Source organism: Streptomyces sp. ITFR-16 (assembly GCF_031844705.1).
Lineage (GTDB): Bacteria > Actinomycetota > Actinomycetes > Streptomycetales > Streptomycetaceae > Streptomyces.
In genome coordinates this window covers 1,079,437-1,104,663 of the sequence record NZ_CP134609.1, presented here as the reverse complement: position 1 = coordinate 1,104,663, position 25,227 = coordinate 1,079,437, and the positions used below count along the sequence as shown (strand labels likewise).

The following is a 25,227-nucleotide window of genomic DNA, read 5'->3' as shown; positions in this document are numbered from 1 at the left end:
GTGTTCTCCGTGTCCTGACGTATCCGGGGCCCTCTCCAGGCTCTCACCGGGGTGCCGCCTGTCAACTCATGGCGGGCCCCGCCCGGGCCCGGGGCAGGCCCTGGCAGTCCGACCGTGATGTCGGATTCCCGCCAGCCCCGCGCCCGCACCGTGGCCCATGCTGGTGCCATGCACACCGACACCGAGCGCTGCGTACGGGCCGTCCGGTCCAAGGACGCCCGCTTCGACGGATGGTTCTTCACCGCCGTCCTGACCACCCGGATCTACTGCCGTCCGAGCTGTCCCGTTGTGCCGCCCAAGGACGAGAACATGACGTTCTACCCGAGCGCCGCCGCCTGCCAGCAGGCCGGATTCCGGGCCTGCAAGCGGTGCCGGCCCGACACGAGCCCCGGATCGCCGGAGTGGAACGCCCGCGCCGACTCCGTGGCCCGCGCGATGCGGCTCATCCGGGACGGCGTCGTCGACCGCGAGGGCGTCCCCGGGCTCGCCACCCGGCTCGGTTACTCGGCCCGGCAGATAGAGCGCCAGCTGCTCGCGGAACTCGGCGCCGGGCCGCTCGCCCTGGCCCGCGCCCAGCGGGCGCAGACCGCCCGGGTCCTCATCGAGACCACCGCGCTGCCCATGGCCGAGGTCGCCTTCGCCGCCGGCTTCTCCTCGATCCGCACCTTCAACGACACCGTCCGCGAGGTGTTCGCCCTGGCGCCGGGGGAACTGCGCGCCCGCGCGACCCGGTCCGCCCGGCCGCCCGCCACCCCCGGCGTGATCGCGCTGCGCCTCCCGTACCGCGCACCGCTCAACCCCGGCAACCTCTTCGGGCACCTCGCCGCGACCGCCGTCCCGGGCGTGGAGGAGTGGCGCGACGGTGCCTACCGCCGCACGCTCGACCTCCCGCACGGGCACGGCATCGTCGCGCTGGCCCCGCAGAGCGACCACATCGCCTGCCGGCTCTCGCTCACCGACCCGCGCGATCTCACCCTGGCCATCAGCCGGTGCCGCTGGCTGCTGGACCTGGACGCCGACCCGGTCGCCGTCGACGGGCAACTGCGCGCCGATCCGCTGCTCGCCCCGCTGGTCGACGAGGCCCCCGGCCGCCGGGTGCCGAGGACCGTCGACGGCCCGGAGTTCGCCGTCCGGGCCGTGCTCGGCCAGCAGGTGTCCACGGCCGCCGCCCGGACCCATGCCGCCCGGCTGGTCACGGCGCACGGCACGCCCGTGGACGACCCGGAGGGCGGTCTCACCCACCTCTTCCCGGCCCCCGCCGCCCTGGCCGGGCTCGACCCCGGGCGGCTGGCCCTGCCGGGCAGCCGGCGCCGCACGCTCACCACCCTCGTCCGGGCCCTGGCGGACGGCTCGCTGCGCCTGGGCACCGACACCGACTGGGAGAAGGCGCGGGCCGAGCTGACCGCGCTGCCCGGTTTCGGCCCCTGGACCGTCGAGGTCATCGCGATGCGGGCGCTCGGCGACCCGGACGCCTTCCTGCCGACGGACCTCGGCATCCGGCGAGCGGCGCAACAGCTAGGCCTGCCCTCGACACCGGCGGCCCTCACCGCCCGCGCGGCGGGCTGGCGGCCCTGGCGCGCCTACGCCGTGCAGTATCTGTGGACCGTCGACGACCACCCCATCAACCACCTTCCCGCACAAGGAAGTTCCTCGTGACCGCAGCACGCACCAGCACCGCGACCCGGCAGCACACCGTGGTCGACAGCCCCTACGGACCGCTCACCCTCGTCGCCACCGACGGGGTCCTCGCCGGCCTCTACATGAGCGGCCAGCGGCACCGCCCGCCCGAGGAGACCTTCGGCGAGCCGGACCCGCGCCCCTTCACCGAGGCGGTCCGGCAGCTGGACGCCTACTTCGCCGGCGAGCTGCGGCAGTTCGACCTCCCGCTGCGCCTGGACGGCACGCCGTTCCAGCGCAGCGTCTGGGACCAGCTCCAGCAGATCCCGTACGGCGAGACCCGCTCGTACGGGGAACTGGCCGAGAACCTGGGCAGACCCGGTGCCTCCCGGGCGGTGGGCCTGGCCAACGGCAAGAACCCGGTCGGCATCATCGTCCCCTGCCACCGGGTGATCGGCGCCTCGGGCAGCCTCACCGGCTACGGCGGCGGCCTCGACCGCAAACAGCGGCTGCTGGCCTTCGAGAACGGCACCGAGGGCACCATGCCGGGGCTGTTCTAGGCGCACGCGTACGGCGAAGGGCCCCGCACCCGCGCGGGGCCCTTCGCCGTGTTCCGTTCCTGCCCCGGGTCAGCCGGTGAAGATCTCGATCACCGTCCAGATCGCCAGGCCCAGCATGCAGAGCCCGCCGATGCGCTGCACCGTCTTGAGCGGTACGCGCTTGGCGATGAACCGGCCCGCGAGCAGTGCCAGGGCCGATACGGACATCAGGGCGGCGGCGGAGCCGATCGCGGTGGACCAGGCGCCGTTGCTCGCGGCCAGGTTGGCCGTCGTGATCTGGGTGAGGTCGCCCCATTCGCTGATGAACACGGCCATGAAGGCGGTCGAGTACACGGGCCAGAAGCCGGTCACCGTCTTCGGGCCGTCCTCGTCCTCGCCCTCGCCCGCGTCGGCCCGGAGCAGCATGAAGGCGCCGAAGGCGAACAGGCAGGCCGAGACGAGCTTGACGATCCAGTCGGGCAGCAGGCCGAGCAGGCCGCCCGCCCCGACGGCGATGGCGACATGGACGATGAACGCGGACGACGTCCCGAACCAGACGTACAGCGGGCGCATGCGCGTGCCCATGGCCAGCGACGCGAACATCGTCTTGTCGGGGAGTTCCGCGAGGAAGATCAGCCCGAAAGCGGTGATGATCGCCAGGGGGTCGAGATGCATTCCGGGTGGCTTTCTGTAGGAGCCGGGCCCCGGATCTTCCGCGAAGTGCCGCTGAGGCGTTTCGGAGGACCACTCGGCCCGGCATGACGGCACCGCCCACGGGGCGTGGGCGTGTCATACCTGACCGAAGGTCTCGCCCGCCCGTCATGATCCACGAGCCCGGCCACCGGGAACCCGGAGGTTCCAGTGTGTCGACGACCGGTTTGCAGGGCTACTCCCCTTCGCAGCCGTCAACGATACCGCACCCGGTCGGGGCGGCCCGGTCAGCGGTTGCCGACGGGGCTGCCGTTCTCCAGCTCCACCGTGCCCGCGCCGGACCCCAGCGCGTCCAGGGCCGCGCGCACCCGGCTGCTGAGCCGCTCGGGCAGGTAGCCGTCCAGGTCCGCGGGCTCGACCAGCCGCCACGACAGCAGCTCCTCCTCCTGGAGCCGGATCGCCTTCAGCTGCGACTCGTCCAGGACGCCGCCGTCGTACACATAGGCCACGATCGGCGGCCGCGCGGGGCCCTGGGTCCAGTCGACCGCGAGCAGCCGGCCCGGCTCCAGGTCGAGGCCGATCTCCTCGGCCGACTCGCGCCGCGCCCCCTGGCGGGGCGTCTCGCCCTGGTCCGACTCGACCGTGCCGCCGGGCAGCGTCCAGCCCTCCCGGTAGTTCGGCTCGACGATCAGCACCCGGCCCCGCGCGTCACGGAAGACACAGGCCGCGCCTGCGAGGACCTTGGGGAGTCCGGCGATGTAGGTGGCGTAGTCGTTGGTGGTCACGCGAGCAGCCTAGGGCCTGGCCGGCAGGTCCAGAGCCCGGACGGCCATGGGCAGGGAGGGGGTGTGCCGGATAGGGTCGGGGCGGCGCGACTGCCTGTTCGAAAGCAGAGGAAATCAAGGTGGCGGACGGAGCAGTGACCGCACGCGTGCTCGTCGCGGCGGACAAGTTCAAGGGCTCGCTCACGGCCGTGCAGGTCGCGGAGCGGGTGACGGCCGGGCTGCGGCGGGTCGCCCCCGAGGTACGGGTCGACGCCCTGCCCGTGGCGGACGGCGGCGACGGCACGGTCGCGGCTGCGGTGGCCGCCGGGTTCGAGCGCCGCGAGGCGCGGGTGACCGGGCCGCTCGGCGACCCGGTGACCGCGGCGTACGCGCTGCGCGACACCACCGCGGTGGTGGAGATGGCCGAGGCCTCCGGCCTCCAGCATCTGCCCGAGGGCGTGTTCGCCCCGCTCACGGCGACCACGTACGGCTCCGGCGAGCTGCTGCTCGCCGCGCTGGAGGCGGGGGCGCGGACCGTCGTGTTCGGGGTCGGGGGCAGTGCGACCACGGACGGCGGGGCCGGGATGCTGACCGCGCTCGGCGCGCGGTTCCTGGAGGCGGACGGCAAGCCCGTCGGGCCGGGCGGCGGCGGGCTCGCCGCTCTCGCCGAGGCGGACCTCTCCGGGCTCGACCCGAGGCTCAAGGGGATCGACCTGGTCCTCGCGAGCGACGTCGACAACCCGCTGACCGGGCCCAAGGGGGCGCCGGAGGTCTACGGGCGCCAGAAGGGCGCGAGCGAGGACGACATCGCGGTGCTCGACGCGGCGCTCGCCCACTACGCCTCCGTCCTGGGACCGGAGCAGGCGGAGCTGCCGGGGGCCGGGGCGGCGGGCGGCATCGGGTACGGGGCGCTGGTCGCGCTCGGTGCGCGGTTCCGGCCCGGGATCGAGGTCATGCTCGACGTGCTCGGCTTCGCGCCCGCGCTGGAGCGGGCCACACTGGTGATCACCGGCGAGGGCTCGCTCGACGAGCAGACCCTGCACGGCAAGGCCCCGGCCGGGGTCGCGGCGGCGGCCCGCGCTGCGGGCATCGAGGTCGTCGCGGTCTGCGGCCGGCTGGCGCTGGCGCCGGAGGCGCTGGGGCGGGCGGGGATCCGCCGCGCGTACGCGCTGACCGCGCTGGAGCCGGATCCGGTGGTGTGCATGGCCGAGGCGGGTCCGCTGCTGGAACGGGTGGCGGAGTCGATCGGGCGGGACTTCCTGCGGTGAAGGCCCGCTGACCAGGGGCTCTGCCCCGGGCCCGCCCCTCAATCGCCGGAGGGGCTTGAGGGTGCCGGCCGGACGTGGAGTCTCAGCCTCGTCGGCGTTTGAGGCGCGGGGTCCGGGGCGGAGCCCCGGTTACGGGAACGGGCGGGTGGGGGACATTCGCGCCGCGCCCGCCGCCGGCACCACGGCCGGCGGGCGGCACGCGTCGCGCGTACCGCCCGCCGGCCGGCATGTGCCGGATCAGCTGGTGTAGGCCTCCAGTTCGGAGAGCTGCGCGGCCGGCCAGCCGGTGTTGGCGGTGAACGTCAGCTTCAGGTAGCGGGCCGACGTACCGGGCAGGGTGACGGTCGCCTGGTTGCCGCTCGACGGGTTGAAGGTGTAGCCCGCCGACGCCTTGAGCGAGTTGAACGTGTTGTTGTCGGTGCTCCCCGACACGCTCAGCGTCTGCGTACGGGTGGCCCAGGCCGCCGCCGGCGGCAGCTTCAGGACCAGCCGCTTGACGGACTTCGAGGCGCCGAGGTCCACGGTGATGGTCTGCGGGAAGGCGTTGTTGGTGCTCTCCCAGTAGCTGTTCGCGTCGCCGTCCACGGCCCTGGACGCGGTGTACACGTCGGCGTGGCCGGACTCGGTGACGTTGCGGCCCTGGGCGAGGTTGCCCGTCTCGGCGGGCGGGTCGGTGGGCGGGTCCGTCGGGTCGGTCGGCGGGTCCGTGGGCGGGTCGGTCGGGCCGCTGCCGTCGCCCGGGACTCCGCCGTTGGTCCACACCGGGTCGGGCCAGGTGCCGGTGCAGGCCGGCGGGTCGGCGTACCAGCCGGAGTTGCCGGCGCCCCGGGTGATCTGGAAGCCGCTGCCGACGCAGTTGTGGATGGGGTTGGACTGCGCGATGTGGGTGGCCTTGACGTTGGTGAACGTGGCCGTGCCCGGTGCCTGGACCTGGAGCGCGTAGGTGCCCGCGCCGTCGATCTTGATGTTGTCGAAGTGCAGCCCGTTGGTCGCGCCCTCGATGAGGTGGATCGCGGCGTAGGAGCTGTCCAGGATCTCGCTGTCGGAGATGTTGACCGTGGCGTTGATCGGTTCGTTGAGCCCGCTGAACCAGATCGCGCCGACCCCGAACTGCCAGTTGTAGTCGTTGTTCCCGGTCCGGATCAGGGTGTTGCGGGCCGCCGTGGTGGTGCCGGAGACGGCCGTGCCCTGACCGGAGTTGACTCCGGGGTAGCGGTTGGCGATGTGCAGCCCGCCGCCGTTGGTGATGGTGTCCGACATGACGTTGTCGGAGATGGTGATGTCCTTGCCGCCGTACGTGACGATGTTGTTGGCGAGGATCGGCAGGATCACGGTGTTGAACGTGAACTTGTTCTTCACGTTCGGGACGTTCTCCGCCCACATGGCCAGTCCGTCGTCACCCGTGTTGCGGACGAAGGTGTTGGTGACGGTCGAGTTGGTGACCCCGTAGTGGAAGTTCACGCCGTCGGCGGTCTGGTCCAGGATGCGGCTGTTCTTGATGGTGAAGTTGTCCATCGGGCCGTCCATCCAGGCGCCGCACTTGGTGTGCTGCATCCAGACGTTGTCGACGGTGGAGTTCGACAGGGCGCCGCCGATGGCGTTGACCTGGTCGTTGTCCTCCCGCTCCCGGATGTCGCCGATGATGGCGAAGTCCTTGAGCATGACGTTGCTGCTGCCGCCGTTCGCGGCGTACTTGCCGTAGACGCCGACGGCCTTGCTCCGGTTGGACGGGTCGCGCCCGGTCAGGACGGAGTACCAGGGACCGGCGCCGCGCAGCGTCACCTTGTCCACGATGATGTGGTCGCGGACCTGGAAGGTGCCCTGCGGGATGTACACCTCCTTGCCCTGCGTCCTGCCCGCGTCCACGGCCGCCTGGATCTTCGCGGTCGAGTCCGCGCCCCCGGTCGGGTCGGCGCCGAAGTCGGCGACGACGTCGAGGGCGCCCGAGGGCTTGGCGATCGGCGCGGCCACCTGCTCGAAGTCGGCCAGGTCGATGGTGAACGACGGTGAGGCCGAGGTGGAGGAGACCTGCAGCCGGACCTTCGTACCGATGGCGAGGGCGGACCCGAACATGGTCCGGGCCTCGTCGTAGAAGTGGTGCGGGTTGGTGTCGCCCGGATTGTTGTTGAACGGGTAACCGCCGTAGTACCAGCCGTACTTGGAGGTGACGGGCACCGCCTTGGGCGATCCGCCGTTCACCCGTACGTCGATCGAGGCGTCCCGGCCCGATCCGGCGGCGTTGTCCGGCAGCGAGTAGCGGAAGGACATCGCGTTGGCCGGGGCGGTGAGCGTGAACTCCACGTACTCACCGACCGCGTCCAGCGTCACGGCCTGCCGGCCCGAGGCCTCGGAGGGCAGCGTGCCGTAGAGGCGGTTGGGGCCGATCAGGGTGCCGTTGGTGGCCGCGTACTCGGCCTCCTGCTCCTTGAACGGAACGGTCGCGCCGCGGCCGGGAACCGCGAGCGGGGAGGGGGCGGGGACCCCGGCGGCCTGGGCGGCCGGGGCGCCGGTCAGGACCACGGCGGCGGCGGTGCCGAACGCGGCGAGGGCCAGCGAGAGGGAGGCGGACAGGGATCGTCTGAGCAGGGGGCGTCTGGGTGGTGGGGTCACAGGGGTGTCGTCCTTGCGGCTCGTGGGGCTCTTCGGACGCCCCACAGGCTAGGAGCACCCCCGCAAGGAAGTCCACGGCGCTGCGCAAGATTCCGCTCTCACAGCTAAAATTTGTGACGTAAACCTGTCAGGAATGCGTTGAGTGCGGGGATTGGAGGGGGAATTGGCGCGACGGCATCCCCACCCGGCGCAAGTCGTTTGCGAGTGGGGGGAAGTGGCGGCGGGTCAGATTCTGCGGCCGTCCATGCCCAGATAGCCGAACCGGCCCCGCTCGACCCGGTAGATGAACACGCCCGTCCCGGCGTACATTCCGTTCGCCGGCTCGAAGGCATAGCTCTTGGACACGCCCTTGAACGTGGTGGTCCGCAGCACGGGCAGCAGATCCTGCCGCGTCACCTTCTCCCGCTTCAGCCCCTCGGCGCACGCGGCGATCAGCCCCACCGCGTCGTAGGCCTCCGCGGCGAACAGCGGGGGAGCCGCGCCGAACCGTTTGCGGTACGCCGTCGCGAACCGGCGCACCGAGGGCACCGTCTCCGGATCGGCCGAGGTGGACACCACGAGCCACCCCTCGGCCGCCGCCCCGGCCTCCCGCACGAACCGGGGGTCGTGCACCGCCTGGGTGGCGATTCTCGGCCCCCGGTACCCGGCGTCCGCGAGCGCCCGCGCGAACCGCGCCGCGTCCTGCCAGGCACCGCCGTGCACCACCGCCCCGGGCCGCCCGGCCGCGATCCGCGCCGCACTGGCCCCGACGTCCCGGGCGTCCGTGCGCACCGTCTCGGCGCGCACCGTACGGCCGTTGCCCCGCAGCGCCTCGCTCAGGAACCGGGTCGCCTGCCTGCCGTACTCCGTGCCGTTGTCCACCAGCGCGATGTCGTCCAGGCCGTGCGCGCCGAGGTACTGCGACACCGGCAGCATCTGCATCGCGTCGTTGGGACGGGCGCAGAGGAAGATCCGGCCCAGATGGGTGGTGTCGCCGTCGACCACGCTGACCACCGGCAGCCCGGCCTCGTCGTACGCGGTCAGCGCCTCCCGCGCCGCAGAGGTACCGGTCGCCCCCAGCACGGCCACCGTCTTCGGATCGGCGGCCAGTCGACGCACCGCCGCCGCGGCCCGGGCGTCCTGGCCCCGGTCGTCGACCGACGTCAGCTTCAGCGCGAACGGCGCGTCCGCGCGGGCGTTGTGCTCCTCGACCGCCAGCCGCGCCGCCCGTTCCTGCCCCTTGCCGAGCGCCGCCGACGGCCCGGTGAGATCCGCCTGCAGCCCGATGTGCAGCTCCGGCCGGGCCTGGGGGCTCCCGTCGCCGTCCTTGCCGCCCCCCTTCGTCCGCGCGTCTCCGGACGACGCGAGCCAGGCCGCGACCGAGCCGCCGGCCGCGACGACGACGCCCCCGGCCGCGTACGCCAGGAACCGCCGCCGGGGCTGCGCCTGCGGCACCTGCGCGGTGGTGTGCGGGGCGTCGTCGGTACGGGCGTCCAGCCGGGTCGCCTCGATGTCGGGCAGGCTCAGCATCCGCGCCGAACGCTCGGCGATCAGATGCGTGACCGGTGCGGGCAGCCAGCTCCCGCCCGGCGCGTCCTGCGCCAGCGCCCGCCGGATCGTCCCGGCGTCCGGGCGGCGCGCCGGATCCTTGGACAGACACGCCTCGGCCAGCGGCAGCAGCCCGGCGGGCAGCCCCGTCAGATCCGCCGGATCGTGCACCGTACGGAACAGCATCGCCTCGGCCGGACCGCTGCCGAAAGGCCGCCGCCCGGTGGCCGCGTACACCAGCACACAGCCCAGCGAGAAGATGTCGCTCGGCGGCCCGATCCGGCGCCCCTGGGCCTGCTCAGGCGAGAGGAAGCCCGGTGAGCCGACGATGGCGTCGGTCGCCGTCAGCACGGTGTCGTCCAGGGCGCGGGCGATCCCGAAGTCGATCAGCCGGGGCCCGTCCAGGCCGAGCAGCACATTGCCCGGCTTGACGTCCCGGTGCACCAGACCCGCCGCGTGGACGGCCTCCAGCGCCTCGGCCAGCATGGCGCCGAGCGCCCGCACACTGCCCTCGGGCAGCGGCGAGCCGGCCCCGACCGCCTCGCTGAGCGAGGGCCCCGGCACGAACTCGGTCGCCAGCCAGGGCGCCGCCGCCTCCGTGTCCGCGTCGACCACGGGCACCGCCCAGCGGGTGCGGACCTGCCGGGCGATGGCCACCTCGCGGCCGAAGCGGGTACGGAACCCGGCGTCGTCCGCGTACTCGGCGCGGATCACCTTGATGGCGGCCAGCGAACCGCCCGGTGAGCGGCCGAGCACCACGACGCCCATGCCGCCGGCACCGAGCCGGCCGAGGATGCGGTACCCGGCGATACGCGCCGGGTCCGTGGAGCGCAACGGTTCCATCAGCGGGAATGCCCCAGAATTTCGAGTGCGGTCACTTCAGCGCCAGTTCGATCCGGTAGAGGATCTTCGCGGCGCCCTCGGCGGCGATCCGCAGCAGATCGGTGTTCTCGTAGCCCTTCGCGCCCTTGACCGAGACGGCCGCGGTGACCGTGCCGATCCGGGACTTGCTCCAGACGTAGTGATGGCTGCCGCCCGAGCCCGGCCCCTCGTACTTCCCCGCCTCGAACAGCGACGCGTCCGCGTTGCGGACGTCCTTCTGGTCCATCTGGAGCGACATCAGCCCGCTGAGCCGCTGCCCGGCGCCCAGCTCCTGGTCCGGGCAGCGGAAGCTCTCCTGCACGGTGTCCTTGATCTCCCGGTCGGCGTCCGCGACCGTCCGGTGCACCGTGACCGTCATCGCCCCCTGCACCCGGCCCTTGCCGTCAGCCGCCGGCACGTCGAGCCGCCGGGTGAAGCTGTCCAGGACGTGGTCCGGCAGACCCGCCCGGCTCCAGACGCAGGAGCTCTCCAGCACCGTCCAGGTACCGCTGCTCTCGTACGGCTGGTGCACGACCATGCCGGCCGTCCAGTCGTCGGGCCCCAGCATCGCCCGGTGCGTCAGCTTCCGTGCCCGGGCGGCCGACTTGGGCACCTTCGCCGGGTCGGGCGTGAAGTCGTACGCGTCCGGCAGCTCGCCCGGCTCGGTCGTCGGACCGGAGTCCGGTGTGCCGGACGGCCCCGGCGACTCCTTCCCGCTCACCGGAGCGGACGGCTTCGGCGGCGGAGCGCCGTCCGTCCGGGCCTTCGTCTCCCCGCAGCCCGCCAGCAGCACGGCCGCCGCGGCGATCACCACCGCGACCGCCGTCGGCGCCCCCGTGCGCCGTCTCCCCGTCACAAGCCCCATGTCATGGACCCCCGTCCCCCGAACCGGCAAGTGCCGTGATTCTAGAAGCCGGGACGCACCGGGGGAGTGGGTACGCGTACTCATTCCGCGCTCCCGGCCACCCGGTCCCGCCCGAGCACGCGCCCTCTGGCCACGCCCGCGCACACCAGCTCCGTTGTTCCGACACCGTATTCACCCGAAAGAGCGACCTCGATGTACTGCGGACCCGACTAGCCTTTCCCGTAAGGAAATTGAGGCCGACGAAGGATCGGACGAAGGACCGGAAGCGGGGGGAGGCACGGTCCATGCATGTCCCGGAGCAGGTGGTGTACGGGCTGGTGCTCGCGCTCGTCCTCCTGTCGCCGCTCATCGGCTTCGGCCGCGCCAAGTGGATGACCGTGTTCGCCCTGCTGAACATCGGTGAGTACCGGGTGCTCCTGGGCGAGGACCCGTTCGCCATGGCGGTGGCCGTGACGGCGCTGCTCGGCGCTCTGCTGCTGCTCGTGGAGATGAGCGCGCCCAGCAAGCTGTCCGGCGGGCTGTGGATGTTCTGCGGGCTGCTGGTGGCCCTCGCCTTCGCCCGCCAGGAGACCACCGCCGCCTGGATCGTGGCGGCGAGGCCCTGGGTGGCGATATCGACGGCGGTGGCGGCCGCCGTGCTCGCGGTCAGGGCGCGCCGGGCCCGGCTGATCGCGCAGGACCCCTCCGAGGGGCTGCGGGGCATGTGATGGGACAGGCGCCCTCCACCGTGCTCCAGATCATGCTGCTGGTACTGGTCGTCCTGCCGGGCATCACCTACCAGTTCCTCCGGGAGCGGATGCGCGGACCCGTCCCCGGCGAACGCGACCTGGGCGAGCGGGTGCTGCGGGCCGTCGCGGCCTCCGTCGTCCTGGACACCCTGTATCTGGTCGTGGCGGGACCCCAGCTGGTCCGCTTCGCCCGGCACACGGGCACGGGTGGCTGGGAGGCCGCCGCCCGGCAGCCCCGGTCGGCCGGACTGCTCGGGCTCGCGCTGTTCGTCGTGGTCCCGGCCCTCGCGGCCGCAGCCGTCACGCGTTGGCAGCGGCGGCTGCGGCCCGCGCGCTACGGCTCGACGCCCACCGCCTGGGACCACCTGTTCCGCCGCTCCGGCCCCTGCTTCGTCCGCATGCGGCTGCGGGACGGCGCCTGGGTGGGCGGCTGGTACGGGAACAGGTCGTACGCCACCTCGTATCCGCAGCCGCCCGAGATCTACCTCGAATCCGCCTGGCTGATGAATCCGGACGGCAGCTTCGTGCGGCCCGTCCGCGACAGCGCCGGCCTGCACATCCGCGCGGCCGACACCGATGTCCTGGAACTGCTCCACCCGCCCACCGAGGGGCCGCCGCCCGACACCACCCCGGCGGCCGTCCCCGCCGCCCGATCCGGTGAGGAGCCGACATGACCGCGTCCCGCCCCGACGAGCCGGAACTCACGGACTTCGAGAAGGCATTGGCCGAGAGGGGCAAGGGCGACTACCGGGGCTACACCCCCGGCGCCCCCGTGGCCGAACCGACCCGGGGCCCGTCGGACCCGGCCGGAGTCTCCGTCCCCCGGCAGGACACCGCCCCGGCCGCCGGATCCCCGGAGCCGACGACGCCGGGTCCCGACCACTCCGGATAGCCCGCCCAGCACCACCCGCCCCGGCCCCCGATCACCCGCCCGCGCCTCAGCACCCCACGTGCAGATAGCTCGCCCAGAACTGCGGCCGGTTCGGGCACAGCGCGCGGACGGCCAGGGTGGCGCGGTGCACGGCTGCCGCCGCGTCGACCGGCGCGCCGGACCGTACCGCGCCCGCGAGCTCCGTGTAGACCCGCTCGGCGAAGACCGAGCCGACCGCGTCCTGCACCGGCCACAGCGTCGCGACGACCTGGCGGTAGCCCGCCAGCTGGAACGCCGTGGCCAGATGGATGGCCTCGTCCGCGTGGCGGGGCGCGGTGCGAGCGGTCTCGCACGAGGAGAGATAGGCGAGCTCGGGACGGCCCAGATCGAGGGCCGACACGTCCTCGACGGTCAGCGCCCGCCGGTGGTGGTCGTGCAGCAGCAGCCCGCCGCGCGAGGGCACGTCACGGTCGGCCACCGCGTGGCAGGCGAAGTGCGCCCAGGCGTGTCGCGGCAGCTCCCGCAGCACCCGCTCGCGCGTCGCTTCCTCGTCGGTGAGCCGGACCGTGCCCGGGAAGAGCCGGCTCACCATTCGCGCCTCCGCCTCGGCGCCCGCCAGCGGTCCGAGGCCCGGGGTGCGGGACATGGTGACGGCGAGGGGCGCCCGGGGACCGGCGGGGCCGGCCGGGGCGGCCCGGGCCGTGGTCAGCGACCGCACCGTCGGGGTGTAGGACGAGATCACCCGGTCCAGCAGGGCGCGTGAGCCGTCCCGGTGTCCCGCCGCGTGCACGGGCAGCAGCGCCAGCGACCCGGTCGGCACCCACCACACCCGGGGCGGCCCCGGCCCCTCGTGCGCGGCGTGCAGGTCCTTCAGGGCGTCGAGCACGGGTTCGGCGACGGTGTCCCACAGCCAGCCGAGCACCTCGTGGACGGCCGCCGCCCTCTCCTGCTCACCGGTGGCGCGCCGGGGGGCCAGCGCGGCGTCCAGGGCGCGCTGCCGGTGCCCGGCGTCCTCCGGGGTCACCCGCAGCGGGACGGAGCGGATGCCGTCGGGCGTGATGAGCACGGCATCGGAGCGGTACCGGCTCACATTCAGGTAGACGACGGCCCCCTCGGCCGCCCCGGCGACCAGCCGCTCCGGGGACGGCGGCCCCGCGAACTCCGCGAGCCCGTCGAGCGCGCGGATCTCGCGCAGCAGCGCGTCCCAGCGCTCGCCCTGCTCCCGGCGCCGGGACCGGGGGTCCCCGGTGTCCGGGGCACTCGGGGACCGTTCGCCGGGCGCCCCGGCCAGGGCGGCCCGCAGCTCCTCGAACGCGCTCGCCAGCCGGGGATCGCGGGCCCGCAGCTCACGGATGTCGGCCCGCAGGTCCAGCTCCCGGGACAGCAGCACCCCGCGGCCCTGTTCGAGCAGGGCGACCGCCCGCTCCGTCGCCCCCTCGGCGAGGGCGCACGCGGCGGCGTCCGCCGCGATGCCGGTGTACCGGCCGAGCCGGTCCTCCTGGTCGGCCCGCCGCAGCTCACGGCCGGCCAGCCGGGGCAGCAGCGCGATGACCGTCTCGAAGGCCGCCGTCGCGTCCCCGTACCGGCCGGCCGAGGCCGCGATGTCGCTCCAGAGCAGCCCGGCCCGCAGCCGCGTCGGCACATCGGCCCGTACGTGCTCCGCCGCCTCCCGTGCCGCGTCGAGGGCCTGCCCCAGTCTCCCGGCGCCGGATCCCTCCGGGGCGCGGTCCGTGTCGTACCGGGCGCGGTCCCGCAGCGCCAGGGCCGCGACGACCTGGAAGACCGCCCGCTCGGGCGCGTCGGCGGGAACCGTGGCCAGCGCCCGCTCGCTCAGCCCGATCGCCTCGTCCAGGTCGGCCGGGGTCCGCGGTCCGGTGCCGTCGGCGCCCATCGCGTCGCGGGTGCGCAGCGCCAGCCCGAGGTTGCTCAGGGACGTCGCGTACAGCGCCTCGCCCGGAGCGGTGCTCTCCAGGGCCTCCCGCCCCAGCTTCACGGCCCGGTCGAGGTCCACCGGGCTGCCGGTCCGCCTGCCCCGCTGCACGAGGAGGTGGCACAGCGTGGCCCGGTCCGCCGCGCGCCGGTAGCCGCGCCCGTCGGCCCACTCCACCGCCGCCGACACCTGGGCCACGGCCTCCTCCAGGACGGCGAGGTCGTCGGTGTGCAGAAAGTCGCTGTGCAGCGCGGCGCCGAGGTGGCCGCAGGCACCGGGGTGGTACGGGCTGCGGGGCGGGACCAGCCGGACGGCCTCGCGGCCGGCGGCGACGGCCCGCGCCAGGTCGTCCGCCGCGCCGAGGTGGTCGTAGCGCAGCCGCAGCGCGGCCCCGAGCTGGGAGTGCAGGCGGCCGCGGACCGCCCGCCCGCCCCGGGCCGCGTCCGTCCGCTCGCCCGCCCGGACCGTTTCGTCGAGGTCCTGGATCCGGCCGAGCCGCTCGTACCGCATGCGCAGGGCCCGGACGAGCTCGGTGACGTACCCGGGGTGCGGGCCGTGTCCGACGCTCTTGCCGACGGCGGTGCGCAGGTCGTCCACCGCGAGGTCGAGGACGGCGAGGTCGTCGGACGCGGCGTACTCCCGCAGCCGCTCCCGGCCCCGGCCCGCCCGCTCGGCGGCCCCCGTCGGGTCGTTCTCCGGGTTGGCCCGCTGCTGGTGGCCGCCGGGTGCCAGGCGTACGAGGGAGACGGCGCCGGACACCGCACAGGCGGCATAGGTCGACGGGCCGTACCAGGAGGGGGTGGTGCCGGGGAAGACCCAGACGCCCTCCTGGACCATCTGCGAGACGACGAAACCCAGCATGCCCCAGGGCATCCGCCCGCCGGCGGCGCCGGCCAGGCGGTCACCGGCGCAGAAGTAGAACAGCATCGTCAGCGTTCCGAGCACACCGATCGCCAGCGGCCAGTCCGACATCCGGCGGTCCCCCTTCCGGGCCCGCCGCGCCCCGGCCGGCCCCCGGGCACCGTACCGCCGGTCCCGGCGCGGCAGGGGCGGAGTTCCCGTACGGATGAGGGGCGGCCGGGCCGGGACGCACGAGGGCCCGGATGCCGGGGAGCATCCGGGCCCTCGTGTCCGTGGTGCGGTGGGGCTACGGCAGCTGTGCCGCCCGTGCCTCGCGCCGGTTGTCGCGGAAGGTGTTCACCCGGCGGGCGGTCGCGAAGAGCGGGATGACCGCTCCCAGGACCACCTGGAGTGCGCAGCCGGTCTGGAGCAGCAGCTGACCGCCGGGGGCGTCGAACGCCCATGCGGCCAGCAGGCCCATCGCGGCCACGATCCAGCCGAGCATCGCCACCGCGAGGACACCCCGCGGCTTGGGGTACTCGACCCGGCTGACCATCAGCCACGCCACTCCGATGATCGCGAGCAGCGTCGGCACGAAGGGGAGCTCCAGGAGCACGATCGAGATGACCGTGAGCGCTCCGAAGGGGCTCGGCATGCCCTGGAACATGCCGTCCTTCATGGTCACGCAGGAGAATCTGGCAAGCCTGAGCACCACCGCCAGCAGCACGACGATCGCCGCGAGCGCCGAGACCCGCTGGTGTGCGTCGTCCGCGACCATGCCGTACACGAGGACGAAGTACGCCGGGGCGAGCCCGAAGCTGATCAGGTCCGAGAGGTTGTCCAGCTCGGCACCCATCGGCGAGGAGCGCAGCTTGCGGGCCACGAGGCCGTCGAACAGGTCGAAGACCGCGGCCATGAGCATGAGGATCACGGCGGTGGCCGCGGAGTGCCGCGCCATGCCGCTCTCGTCGCTGCCCGTGAGGTGCGGGATGAGGATTCCGGTGGTGGTGAAGTACACCGCCATGAATCCGCAGGTGGCGTTACCGAGGGTGAGGGTGTCCGCTATCGACAGCCGCATGGAGAGCGGCATGTCCTCGGCGTCGTCCTCCGCCTCGGCCTCCGGCACCCAGCCGGCCTGAGTATCAGGATCAATCACGGTCAATGCGAGTCACCCCCGCGGTGGTGGCCTGGCCGACCTCGACCGCGACGTCCACACCTTCCGGAAGGTAGATGTCGACACGCGATCCGAAGCGGATCAGGCCGATGCGTTCGCCCTGCTCGACCTTGGTGCCCTGCGGGATGTAGGGGACGATGCGGCGGGCGACGGCTCCGGCGATCTGCACCATCTCGATGTCACCGAGCTCGGTGTCGAAGTGCCAGACAACGCGCTCGTTGTTCTCGCTCTCCTTGTTGAACGCCGGCACGAAACCACCGGGGACGTGCTCGACCGAGGTCACCGTGCCGGCCAGGGGCGCGCGGTTGACGTGGACGTTCAGCGGGCTCATGAAGATCGCGACGCGGGTACGCCCGTCCTTCCACGGCATGATGCTCTGCACCACGCCGTCGGCCGGAGAGATGACGCGGCCCTCGGTGATCTCGCGCTCGGGGTCACGGAAGAACCACAGCATGCCCGCCGCGAGCGCGGTGGTGGGCACGGCTACCGCCGCCCAGCGCCCGGACCTGCGGGCGCGGGTCAGGCTGAGGGCGGCGGTGGCGACGGTCGGCAGGAGCCACGGCGAAGCTCCGCGTGCGATGCGGACCCCGCCGCGTGGTGCAGGAGTATGACTGTCGGGCATGGATGACCTTCGTAGCGGATGAGGCCGCGCTGGCAACGGGGGACGGCGGCTTTTCCGGCGATGTTATCGGTTGCGGGCCGCAACTGGGCAAGCCAGCAGCCGAGTCGGACGTCTGGAAGGCACCGGATGAGGATGACAGGGTGTGATCTTCTTCGCGGTTAAATCACCTCGAATGGGACAATCAGCCCTGGAAACGGTACTCCTCGAGGAGTCGGCGCCCGATGATCATTTTCTGGATCTCGGCGGTACCTTCACCGATCAGCAGCATCGGGGCCTCACGGTAGAGGCGCTCGATCTCGTACTCCTTGGAGAAGCCGTAACCGCCGTGGATACGGAAGGCGTCCTCGACGACTTCCTTGCAGTACTCGGAGGCGAGGTACTTCGCCATCCCTGCCTCCAGGTCGTTTCGTTCCCCGGAGTCCTTTTTGCGCGCTGCATTTACCATCATCGCATGCGCCGCTTCGACCTTGGTGGCCATTTCGGCCAGCTTGAACTGGATCGCCTGGTGCTGGGCGATCGGCTTTCCGAAGGTGTGGCGCTGCTGTGCGTAGGAAACGCCCAGTTCGAATGCACGCTGTGCGACGCCGCAGCCACGCGCGGCGACATTGACCCGGCCGACCTCGACTCCGTCCATCATTTGGTAAAACCCTCGGCCCGTGGTGCCGCCGAGTACACGATTGGCCGGAATGCGTAGTCCGTCCATGATGAGCTCGGTGGTGTCGACCCCCTTGTAGCCCATCTTGTCGATCTTCCCCGGGACGGTGAGGCCGGGGCGCACTTCGCCGAAGCCGGGCTCCTTCTCGACCAGGAACGTGGTCATCGACTTGTGCGGGGGCGTGCCCTCGGGGTGTCCTTCGTCACTCCGGCACAGCACGGCGACGAGCGAGGACGTGCCGCCGTTCGTCAGCCACATCTTCTGGCCGTTCAGGACGTACTCGTCGCCGTCCCTGACGCCCTTGGAGCTGATCGCCGAGACGTCCGAGCCGAGCGCCGGCTCGGACATCGAGAACGCGCCGCGCACCTCGCCCAGTGCCATCCGGGGCAGGAAGGTGTCCTTCTGCTCCTGGGTGCCGTGCTGCTTGAGCATGTACGCCACGATGAAATGCGTGTTGATGATTCCCGACACGCTCATCCAGCCGCGGGCGATTTCCTCCACGCACAGCGCGTATGTGAGAAGCGACTCACCCAGGCCGCCGTACTCCTCGGGAATCATCAGCCCGAACAGGCCGAGTTCCTTGAGGCCCTCGACGATCTCGGTGGGGTACTCGTCGCGGTGCTCCAGCTGGGTCGCGACCGGAATGATCTCCTTGTCGACGAAATCCCGGATCGTGGAGAGGATTTCCTGCTGGACGTCGCTGAGACCGGCCGTCCGGGCGAGTCGCGTCATGACTGCTTCTCCACGTTCTTCGGCGAGGGCCGCTTCGGCTCCGGGCGGCCGGGCTGCTCCCCGCCGCGCTCCTTGATGTACGTCTCGGTGGGGACCATGACCTTGCGGCGGAACACACAGACCAGCGTGCCGTCCTGCTTATAGCCCGTGGTCTCCACGTAGACGATCCCGCGGTCGCTCCTGGACTTCGACGGGGTCTTGTCCAGGACCGTCGTCTCGCCGTAGATCGTGTCGCCGTGGAAGGTCGGCGCGACGTGCTTCAGCGACTCGACCTCCAGATTGGCGATGGCCTTTCCGGAGACGTCCGGCACCGACATCCCGAGCAGCAGCGAGTAGATGTAGTTGCCGACGACAACGTTCTTGCCGAAATCGGTGGTGCTCTCCGCGTAGTTGCTGTCCATGTGCAGCGGGTGATGATTCATGGTCAGCAGACAGAAGAGGTGGTCGTCGTATTCGGTGACCGTCTTTCCGGGCCAGTGCTTGTAGACGGCACCGATCTCGAATTCCTCGTATGTGCGTCCGAACTGCATGATCAGGCCTCCGGGGCTTCGAACTTGGAGGTGCGCTGCATGCCGGCCGCGCGGCCCTTGCCCGCGATGACCAGCGCCATCTTGCGGCTGGCCTCGTCGATCATCTCGTCGCCGAGCATCGCGGAGCCCTTCTTGCCGCCCTCCTCGGATGTGCACCAGTCGTAGGCGTCGAGGATCAGCTCGGCGTGGTCGTAGTCCTCCTGCGAGGGCGAGAACACCTCGTTGGCGGCGTCGACCTGGCCGGGGTGCAGCACCCACTTGCCGTCGAAGCCGAGGGCGGCGGCACGGCCGGCGACCTCGCGGTAGGCGTCCACGTCGCGGATCTGCAGGAAGGGGCCGTCGATCGCCTGGAGGTCGTGGGTCCGGGCGGCCATCAGGATGCGCATGAGGATGTAGTGGTAGGCGTCTGCCGGGTAGCCGGGCGGCTGCTGGCCGACGACCAGGGTCTTCATGTTGATCGAGGCCATGAAGTCGGCCGGGCCGAAGATCAGGGTCTCCAGCCGGGGCGAGGCGGCGGCGATGTCGTCGATGTTGACGAGGCCCTTGGCGTTCTCGATCTGCGCCTCGATGCCGATCTTCCCGGCCTCGAAGCCCATCGTCTTCTCGATCTGGGTGAGCAGCAGATCCAGCGCGACGACCTGCTGGGCGTCCTGGACCTTGGGCAGCATGATGCAGTCGAGGTTGGGGCCCGCGCCCTCCACGACCGTGATGACGTCGCGGTACGTCCAGTGCGTCGTCCAGTCGTTGACCCGCACGACCCGGGTCTTGCCCGTCCAGTCGCCGTTGTTCAGCGCGTCGACGATGTGGTGCCGGGCGCCCTCCTTGGCGAGCGGGGCGCAGGCGTCCTCCAGGTCCAGGAACACCTGGTCGGCCGGGAGGCCCTGGGCCTTCTCCAGGAACCGCGGGTTGGAACCCGGCACGGCCAGACACGAGCGGCGCGGGCGCAGCCGGTTCACGGGGGCGGTGGGCGTGGTCATGCGGGGACCTCCAGAGGGTCGAGCTTGTTCGCTTTCCGGATCTCGTCGACGATACGGCCGATGATCTCCGTGATGCCGAAGTCCTTCGGGGTGAATACGGCGGCGACACCGGCCCTGATCAGCGCCTCGGCGTCGGCCGGGGGAATGATCCCGCCCGCGATCACCGGGATGTCACCGGCGCCGGTGCCGCGCAGCCGGGTCAGTACGTCGGGCACCAGCTCGGCGTGCGAGCCGGAGAGGATCGACAGCCCGACGCAGTGCACGTCCTCGGCGACGGCCGCCGAGACGATCTGTTCGGGCGTCAGGCGGATGCCCTGGTAGACCACTTCGAACCCGGCGTCGCGGGCTCGCACGGCGATCTGCTCGGCGCCGTTGGAGTGCCCGTCCAGGCCGGGCTTGCCGACCAGCAGGCGCAGCCGGCCCACGCCCAGATCACCGGCGGTCCGCGTGACCTTCTCGCGTACGAGGGCCAGCGGGGTGCCCTCCTCGGCGGTCACCGCGACCGGGGCGGACGACACTCCGGTCGGTGCGCGGAACTCGCCGAAGACGTCCCGCAGCGCCCAGGACCACTCGCCGGTGGTGACCCCCGCGCGGGCACACTCGACGGTCGCCTCCATCATGTTCTCGGTGCCCGCGGCTGCCTTCTTCAGGGCGGCCAGCGCCTCGGTGGCGCGGGCCTCGTCGCGGTTGTCGCGCCACTCGTGCAGTGCGGCGACGACCTTGGCCTCGTTCGCCGGGTCGACCGTCATGATCGCGCCGTCGAGGTCGGCCGTGAGCGGGTTGGGCTCGGTCGTCCCGTAGATGTTGACGCCGACGATCTTCTCCTCGCCGCCCTCGATCCGGGCCCGCCGGGCCGCGTGCGAGGAGACCAGCTCGGACTTCAGATAGCCGGACTCGACGGCCGCCATGGCGCCGCCCATCTGCTCGATCCGGTCCATCTCGGCGAGCGACTCGGTGACCAGCTCGTCCACCTTGGCCTCGATGACGTGCGAGCCGGCGAAGATGTCCTCGTACTCCAGCAGGTCGCTCTCGTGGGCCAGCACCTGCTGGATGCGCAGGGACCACTGCTGGTCCCACGGGCGGGGCAGCCCCAGCGCCTCGTTCCACGCCGGCAGCTGTACGGCCCGGGCGCGGGCGTCCTTGGAGAGGGTGACGGCCAGCATCTCCAGCACGATGCGCTGGACGTTGTTCTCCGGCTGCGCCTCGGTCAGGCCGAGCGAGTTGACCTGGACGCCGTAGCGGAACCGGCGCTGCTTGGCGTCGGTGATGCCGTAGCGCTCACGGGTGACGCGGTCCCAGATGCGGCCGAAGGCGCGCATCTTGCACATCTCCTCGATGAAGCGGACGCCCGCGTTCACGAAGAACGAGATCCGGGCGACCACATCGCCGAACCGGTCCTCGGGCACCTGCCCGGAGTCGCGTACGGCGTCGAGGACCGCGATGGCCGTCGACATGGCGTACGCGATCTCCTGGACCGGGGTGGCCCCGGCCTCCTGGAGGTGGTAGCTGCAGATGTTGATCGGGTTCCACTTGGGGATGCGGTTGACCGTGTACGTGATCATGTCGGTGGTCAGCCGCAGCGAGGGCCCGGGCGGGAAGACGTGCGTCCCGCGCGAGAGGTACTCCTTGACGATGTCGTTCTGGGTGGTGCCCTGGAGCCTGCCCGGATCGGCGCCCTGCTCCTCGGCGACGACCTGGTAGAGCGCCAGCAGCCACATCGCGGTGGCGTTGATCGTCATCGAGGTGTTCATCTGCTCCAGGGGGATGTCCTGGAACAGCCTGCGCATGTCGCCGATGTGCGAGACGGGCACCCCGACCCGGCCGACCTCGCCGCGGGCGAGGATGTGGTCGGGGTCGTAACCCGTCTGGGTCGGCAGGTCGAAGGCGACCGACAGACCCGTCTGGCCCTTGGCGAGGTTGCGCCGGTAGAGCTCGTTGGACGCCTCGGCCGTCGAGTGGCCGGCGTACGTCCGCATGAGCCAGGGGCGGTCCTTCTGACGGCCACTCATGTCAGACGTTCCTGAATCGGTTGATGGCGTCGATGTGCCGCTCGCGCAGCTCGTGGTCGCGCACGCCCAGGCCCTCGCGCGGCGCCAGCGCGAGGATGCCGACCTTGCCCTGGTGGACGTTGCGGTGGACGTCGTGCGCGGCCTGGCCGGTGTCCTCCAGGGAGTAGACCTTCGACAGGGTCGGGTGGATCTTGCCCTTGGCGACCAGCCGGTTGGCCTCCCACGCCTCGCGGTAGTTGGCGAAGTGCGAGCCGACGATCTTCTTGAGCGACATCCACAGGTAGCGGTTGTCGTACTCGTGGGTGTAGCCCGAGGTCGAGGCGCAGGTGACGATCGTGCCGCCCTTGCGGGTCACGTACACACTCGCGCCGAAGGTCTCGCGGCCCGGGTGCTCGAAGACGATGTCCACGTCCTCGCCGCCGGTCAGCTCGCGGATGCGCTTGCCGAACCGCTTCCACTCGCGCGGGTCCTGGTTCTGCTCGTCCTTCCAGAACCTGTAGCCCTCGGCGTTGCGGTCGATGATCGCCTCGGCGCCCATCTTCCGGCAGATCTCCGCCTTCTGGTCGCTGGAGACGACACAGATCGGGTTGGCACCGCCGGCCAGCGCGAACTGCGTGGCGTACGAGCCGAGTCCGCCGCTGGCGCCCCAGATCAGGACGTTGTCGCCCTGCTTCATGCCGGCGCCGTTGCGCGAGACGAGCTGGCGGTAGGCGGTGGAGTTGACCAGTCCGGGTGCCGCCGCCTCCTCCCAGCTGAGGTGGTCCGGCTTCGGCATCAGCTGGTTGGACTTGACGAGCGCGATCTCGGCCAGCCCGCCGAAGTTGGTCTCGAAGCCCCAGATGCGCTGCTCGGGGTCGAGCATCGTGTCGTTGTGGCCGTCCGAGGACTCCAGCTCGACCGAGAGGCAGTGCGCGACGACCTCGTCACCGGGCTTCCAGGCGTTGACGCCCGGGCCGGTGCGCAGGACGACGCCCGCCAGGTCGGAGCCGATGACGTGGTACGGCAGGTCGTGGCGCTTGGTGAGCTCGCTGAGCCGTCCGTAGCGCTCCAGGAAGCCGAAGGTGGAGACGGGCTCGAAGATCGAGGTCCAGACGGAGTTGTAGTTCACCGAGCTGGCCATGACCGCGACCAGTGCCTCGCCGGGGCCGAGTTCCGGCACCGGCACCTCGTCGAGGTGCAGCGACTTGCGGGGGTCCTTGTCGCGGGTTTCGAGCCCGGCGAACATCTCCGCCTCGTCCTTGTGCACGGTCACGGCGCGGTACGACTCGGGGAGGGGCAGCGCCGCGATGTCCGCGGCCGTGCTCTCCTGCGATTGGATCGCGTCCAGGATTTCCTTCACGGGTGCCTCCGGCGGTGCTGCGTTCGGGGGAACGCTCGAGGGGTCCCTGAGAACAGGGGGAACGGTGTGTGGAGGTGTGCCGTCGGTTCGGCGGGTGGAGCTTCGGCGCTTGCTCTGTGGAGCAGAAGGGGTTGCCTGTGACGCAGGCGTCCGGGCGCGCAGGCACGTGGCTTGCGGGGACAGCCGGCGTACGTGAGATCCCAGCACGCCGGCCGCCCGGACGACTTCAACGTATGGCACTCCGTGACAGCTGGCAAGGCACTCGGTGCCAGTAATTTCCCTCAATTGTCGCCGGAGTGCCTCGCATGAGCAACGCGGGAGCCGTTCTGGAGTGATTTGCCCGGAGCGGGGGTGTTCGGGGGCGGTCTGCGTTCAGGGGCGAGTGCCGCGGTAGACGTACGGGGTCGTGGTGCCCAGGGCCGTGAATCCGAGCCGCTGGAGGATCGGGCGGCTGTCCTTTGTCGCGTCGACCTGGAAATACCGGTAGCCGCGCTCGGCCGCGATCCCCGCCCGGAAGGCGATCAGCGCCCGGTAGACGCCCCGGCCGCGCCACGCCTCGACCGTGCCGCCGCCCCACAGCCCGGCGAAGCCGGTGCCCGAGTAAAGCTCCATGCGGGCCGAGCTGACCGGCTCGTCGCCCGCCATGGCCAGCACCCCGACGAAATGGTCCGGGTCCTCCTTCAGCCGGGCCAGCACCTGGTGGCGCAGCCGCGACCAGTCGGAGCCGAACGCCTGCTCGTGGGCGCGCGCCATCAGCTCCACATCGGCCTCGTCGCGCACGGTGCGCAGCCGTACGCCCTCGGGGAGCACCACCTCCGTCGGCAGGTCCGCGACCGGCGCCACGAGCAGGGTCTCCGGCTCCTCGGCCTCGAAACCGGCGGCCAGCAGCCGCGCCCCGAGGTCGGCGGGGCGGTCGTGCGCGTACAGCTTCCACTCGAACTCGTCGTACCCGTGCCGCTCGCAGTGGGCCACCTGGGCGGCGATCGCCGCGTCCGCCCGTTCGGCGTCCAGGTCCGGCGACGACCAGACCACCCCGTTCCAGTCATGGGCGGCGCCCACCTGCCGGACGATGCCACCGGCGCGCTCGACGCGGACGCCGGGGCCGTCGGGGCGGGCGTGTTCGCGCATCTCCCGGTCGAAGACGGCGAGCAGGGCGGCGCGGTCGGCTGTCACATGATCGGTCATGCGCACACCACAGCACCGGGGTGCCGCCCCGGCAACAGGGTTTCCGCGCCCGGCTCAGCGCTTCTCGATGGCCTGCCGGATCGTCCGCATCACTTCGTCCAGCGGGGCGTCCGTACGCGCCACGGCGACCAGCACCTCGCCCTGGGTGCTCACCGAGGCGGCCGGCGGCTTCGCGGGCTCGGCGCCCGCGGTCCGGCCCGCGCCGATCCCGGTGCCGAACGTCTCCCGGACGATCGCGAAGGCCTGGTCGAGCTGCGCCTCCACATCGCCCTGCCCGTCCGCCCGCAGCCAGCGCCGCAGCACATGGTTGTGCGCGGTGACCACGGCGGACGCCGCGACCTCCGCCAGCAGCGGGTCGTCGTTGCCGGGCTGGTGGTCGCGCTCGTCGAAGTGGCCCAGCAGATAGCGCGTGAACAGCCGCTCGTAGCGGGCCACCGAGGCGATCTCGGCCTGCCGCAGGGTGGGCACCTCGCGGGTCAGCTTGTAGCGGGCCACGGAGACCGCCGGCTTCGCCGCGTACATCCGCATGACTTCCTTGATGCCCTGGCAGACCGTGTCGAGCGGGTGCTCGTGCGCGGGGGCGGCGTTGAGGACCGCCTCGGCCCGTACGAGCGTGTCGTCGTGGTCCGGGAAGATGGCCTCTTCCTTGGAGCGGAAGTGCCGGAAGAAGGTTCTCCGGGCCACACCCGCGGCGCCCGCGATCTCGTCGACCGTCGTGGCCTCGTACCCCTTCGTGGCGAAGAGCTCCATCGCCGCGGCGGCCAGTTCGCGGCGCATTTTGAGGCGCTGGGCGGCGGCTCGGGTGCCGGCGGCACTCTCCGGGACGTCGGGCGTGGCGGACACACGGGTGGACCTGGCGGGCTGGGACATGGTGTGAACGTACTGCATCGGTGCAGGAGAGCGCGCCTGCGGGGGCGGGCCGCCCGAGGGTCC

General features: G+C 72.0%; 21 protein-coding genes. 6 read left to right on the top strand and 15 right to left on the bottom strand.

What is annotated here, in order from left to right; translation table 11 throughout:
• The first annotated feature begins 168 nt into the window (after positions 1–168).
• Positions 169–1,656 (top strand): AlkA N-terminal domain-containing protein, encoded by a 1,488-nt coding sequence (locus tag RLT58_RS05040; protein WP_311309175.1) that lies wholly within the window; start codon positions 169–171, stop codon positions 1,654–1,656.
• On the top strand, positions 1,653–2,177 hold the full coding sequence (locus RLT58_RS05035; RefSeq protein ID WP_311309174.1) for a methylated-DNA--[protein]-cysteine S-methyltransferase: 525 nt from the start codon (positions 1,653–1,655) through the stop codon (positions 2,175–2,177). The genes RLT58_RS05040 and RLT58_RS05035 overlap by 4 nt, the downstream gene beginning before the upstream one ends.
• Positions 2,178–2,246: 69 nt before the next feature.
• On the opposite strand, the gene RLT58_RS05030 is transcribed toward RLT58_RS05035, so the two are convergent.
• Entirely contained in the window at positions 2,247–2,831 is a 585-nt protein-coding gene (locus tag RLT58_RS05030) for a TMEM165/GDT1 family protein (RefSeq protein WP_311309173.1), read from the bottom strand.
• A 263-nt stretch (positions 2,832–3,094) separates the two neighbouring features.
• A complete protein-coding gene (locus tag RLT58_RS05025; RefSeq protein WP_311309172.1) occupies positions 3,095–3,592 on the bottom strand; it encodes an NUDIX domain-containing protein in 498 nt (165 codons plus the stop codon).
• 119 nt (positions 3,593–3,711) lie between these two features.
• Here RLT58_RS05025 and RLT58_RS05020 point away from each other — a divergent pair, with 119 nt between their 5' ends.
• Entirely contained in the window at positions 3,712–4,839 is a 1,128-nt protein-coding gene (locus RLT58_RS05020; RefSeq protein ID WP_311309171.1) for a glycerate kinase, read from the top strand.
• Positions 4,840–5,076: 237 nt separating this feature from the next.
• Here RLT58_RS05020 and RLT58_RS05015 read toward each other — a convergent pair whose 3' ends face one another.
• The 3 genes from RLT58_RS05015 to RLT58_RS05005 all read right to left on the bottom strand — a co-directional run bounded on the left by RLT58_RS05015 (position 5,077) and on the right by RLT58_RS05005 (position 10,702).
• Positions 5,077–7,449: a discoidin domain-containing protein gene (locus RLT58_RS05015; RefSeq protein WP_311309170.1), complete on the bottom strand. Its 2,373-nt coding sequence runs from the start codon at positions 7,447–7,449 to the stop codon at positions 5,077–5,079.
• A 225-nt stretch (positions 7,450–7,674) separates the two neighbouring features.
• The gene (locus RLT58_RS05010) at positions 7,675–9,819 is read right to left on the bottom strand and encodes a bifunctional serine/threonine-protein kinase/ABC transporter substrate-binding protein (protein ID WP_311309169.1); all 2,145 of its coding nucleotides are present in this window, start codon (positions 9,817–9,819) and stop codon (positions 7,675–7,677) included.
• A 31-nt stretch (positions 9,820–9,850) separates the two neighbouring features.
• Entirely contained in the window at positions 9,851–10,702 is an 852-nt protein-coding gene (locus RLT58_RS05005; RefSeq protein ID WP_311309168.1) for a hypothetical protein, read from the bottom strand.
• Positions 10,703–10,986: 284 nt separating this feature from the next.
• Here RLT58_RS05005 and RLT58_RS05000 point away from each other — a divergent pair, with 284 nt between their 5' ends.
• From RLT58_RS05000 to RLT58_RS04990, 3 genes are read left to right on the top strand one after another with little or no spacing between them, the layout of a single operon-like run.
• Entirely contained in the window at positions 10,987–11,409 is a 423-nt protein-coding gene (locus tag RLT58_RS05000; protein ID WP_311309167.1) for a hypothetical protein, read from the top strand.
• Positions 11,409–12,104, top strand: a complete 696-nt coding sequence (locus tag RLT58_RS04995) for a DUF6338 family protein (RefSeq protein WP_311309166.1) — start codon at positions 11,409–11,411, stop codon at positions 12,102–12,104. The genes RLT58_RS05000 and RLT58_RS04995 overlap by 1 nt, the downstream gene beginning before the upstream one ends.
• Positions 12,101–12,322: a hypothetical protein gene (locus RLT58_RS04990; RefSeq protein WP_311309165.1), complete on the top strand. Its 222-nt coding sequence runs from the start codon at positions 12,101–12,103 to the stop codon at positions 12,320–12,322. Before RLT58_RS04995 ends, RLT58_RS04990 begins: the two co-directional genes overlap by 4 nt.
• A 46-nt stretch (positions 12,323–12,368) precedes the next feature.
• Here the strand turns inward: RLT58_RS04990 and RLT58_RS04985 are convergent, their stop codons facing one another.
• From RLT58_RS04985 to RLT58_RS04940, 10 genes are all read right to left on the bottom strand, one after another.
• Positions 12,369–15,203 (bottom strand): CHAT domain-containing protein, encoded by a 2,835-nt coding sequence (locus tag RLT58_RS04985; RefSeq protein ID WP_311309164.1) that lies wholly within the window; start codon positions 15,201–15,203, stop codon positions 12,369–12,371.
• 175 nt (positions 15,204–15,378) lie between these two features.
• Positions 15,379–16,233: a CDP-diacylglycerol--serine O-phosphatidyltransferase gene (gene pssA / locus RLT58_RS04980; RefSeq protein WP_311309163.1), complete on the bottom strand. Its 855-nt coding sequence runs from the start codon at positions 16,231–16,233 to the stop codon at positions 15,379–15,381.
• Positions 16,220–16,867, bottom strand: a complete 648-nt coding sequence (locus RLT58_RS04975; RefSeq protein WP_311309162.1) for a phosphatidylserine decarboxylase — start codon at positions 16,865–16,867, stop codon at positions 16,220–16,222. The genes pssA and RLT58_RS04975 overlap by 14 nt, the downstream gene beginning before the upstream one ends.
• Positions 16,868–17,048: 181 nt before the next feature.
• Positions 17,049–18,254 carry an acyl-CoA dehydrogenase family protein gene (locus RLT58_RS04970; RefSeq protein ID WP_311309161.1) on the bottom strand — a complete coding sequence of 402 codons (1,206 nt, stop codon included), beginning with the start codon at positions 18,252–18,254 and terminating at the stop codon, positions 17,049–17,051.
• On the bottom strand, positions 18,251–18,784 hold the full coding sequence (locus RLT58_RS04965) for a MaoC family dehydratase (RefSeq protein WP_311309160.1): 534 nt from the start codon (positions 18,782–18,784) through the stop codon (positions 18,251–18,253). The genes RLT58_RS04970 and RLT58_RS04965 overlap by 4 nt, the downstream gene beginning before the upstream one ends.
• Positions 18,785–18,786: 2 nt before the next feature.
• Entirely contained in the window at positions 18,787–19,761 is a 975-nt protein-coding gene (locus RLT58_RS04960) for an HpcH/HpaI aldolase/citrate lyase family protein (RefSeq protein ID WP_311309159.1), read from the bottom strand.
• Complete coding sequence (locus RLT58_RS04955; protein ID WP_311309158.1) at positions 19,758–21,770, bottom strand: ethylmalonyl-CoA mutase; 2,013 nt, start codon at positions 21,768–21,770, stop codon at positions 19,758–19,760. Before RLT58_RS04955 ends, RLT58_RS04960 begins: the two co-directional genes overlap by 4 nt.
• 1 nt (position 21,771) lies before the next feature.
• Entirely contained in the window at positions 21,772–23,109 is a 1,338-nt protein-coding gene (ccrA, locus tag RLT58_RS04950) for a crotonyl-CoA carboxylase/reductase (protein ID WP_311309157.1), read from the bottom strand.
• 372 nt (positions 23,110–23,481) lie between these two features.
• Positions 23,482–24,294: a GNAT family N-acetyltransferase gene (locus RLT58_RS04945; protein ID WP_311309156.1), complete on the bottom strand. Its 813-nt coding sequence runs from the start codon at positions 24,292–24,294 to the stop codon at positions 23,482–23,484.
• 54 nt (positions 24,295–24,348) lie between these two features.
• Positions 24,349–25,164, bottom strand: a complete 816-nt coding sequence (locus RLT58_RS04940) for a TetR family transcriptional regulator (protein ID WP_311309155.1) — start codon at positions 25,162–25,164, stop codon at positions 24,349–24,351.
• Between the last annotated feature and the right edge of the window lie 63 nt (positions 25,165–25,227).

What these genes read in the sequence shown, in the direction of transcription:
- RLT58_RS04940 (WP_311309155.1), bottom strand. Translation starts at nt 25,164, where the DNA reads ATGTCCCAGCCCGCCAGGTCCACCCGTGTGTCCGCCACGCCCGACGTC.
- RLT58_RS05030 (WP_311309173.1), bottom strand. Translation starts at nt 2,831, where the DNA reads ATGCATCTCGACCCCCTGGCGATCATCACCGCTTTCGGGCTGATCTTC.
- RLT58_RS04960 (WP_311309159.1), bottom strand. Translation starts at nt 19,761, where the DNA reads ATGACCACGCCCACCGCCCCCGTGAACCGGCTGCGCCCGCGCCGCTCG.
- RLT58_RS04955 (WP_311309158.1), bottom strand. Translation starts at nt 21,770, where the DNA reads ATGAGTGGCCGTCAGAAGGACCGCCCCTGGCTCATGCGGACGTACGCC.
- RLT58_RS05005 (WP_311309168.1), bottom strand. Translation starts at nt 10,702, where the DNA reads ATGGGGCTTGTGACGGGGAGACGGCGCACGGGGGCGCCGACGGCGGTC.
- RLT58_RS05040 (WP_311309175.1), top strand. Translation starts at nt 169, where the DNA reads ATGCACACCGACACCGAGCGCTGCGTACGGGCCGTCCGGTCCAAGGAC.
- RLT58_RS05000 (WP_311309167.1), top strand. Translation starts at nt 10,987, where the DNA reads ATGCATGTCCCGGAGCAGGTGGTGTACGGGCTGGTGCTCGCGCTCGTC.
- RLT58_RS04945 (WP_311309156.1), bottom strand. Translation starts at nt 24,294, where the DNA reads ATGACCGATCATGTGACAGCCGACCGCGCCGCCCTGCTCGCCGTCTTC.
- RLT58_RS05010 (WP_311309169.1), bottom strand. Translation starts at nt 9,819, where the DNA reads ATGGAACCGTTGCGCTCCACGGACCCGGCGCGTATCGCCGGGTACCGC.
- RLT58_RS04990 (WP_311309165.1), top strand. Translation starts at nt 12,101, where the DNA reads ATGACCGCGTCCCGCCCCGACGAGCCGGAACTCACGGACTTCGAGAAG.
- RLT58_RS04970 (WP_311309161.1), bottom strand. Translation starts at nt 18,254, where the DNA reads ATGACGCGACTCGCCCGGACGGCCGGTCTCAGCGACGTCCAGCAGGAA.
- RLT58_RS04975 (WP_311309162.1), bottom strand. Translation starts at nt 16,867, where the DNA reads ATGCCCGACAGTCATACTCCTGCACCACGCGGCGGGGTCCGCATCGCA.
- RLT58_RS04965 (WP_311309160.1), bottom strand. Translation starts at nt 18,784, where the DNA reads ATGCAGTTCGGACGCACATACGAGGAATTCGAGATCGGTGCCGTCTAC.
- RLT58_RS04995 (WP_311309166.1), top strand. Translation starts at nt 11,409, where the DNA reads ATGGGACAGGCGCCCTCCACCGTGCTCCAGATCATGCTGCTGGTACTG.
- RLT58_RS04985 (WP_311309164.1), bottom strand. Translation starts at nt 15,203, where the DNA reads ATGTCGGACTGGCCGCTGGCGATCGGTGTGCTCGGAACGCTGACGATG.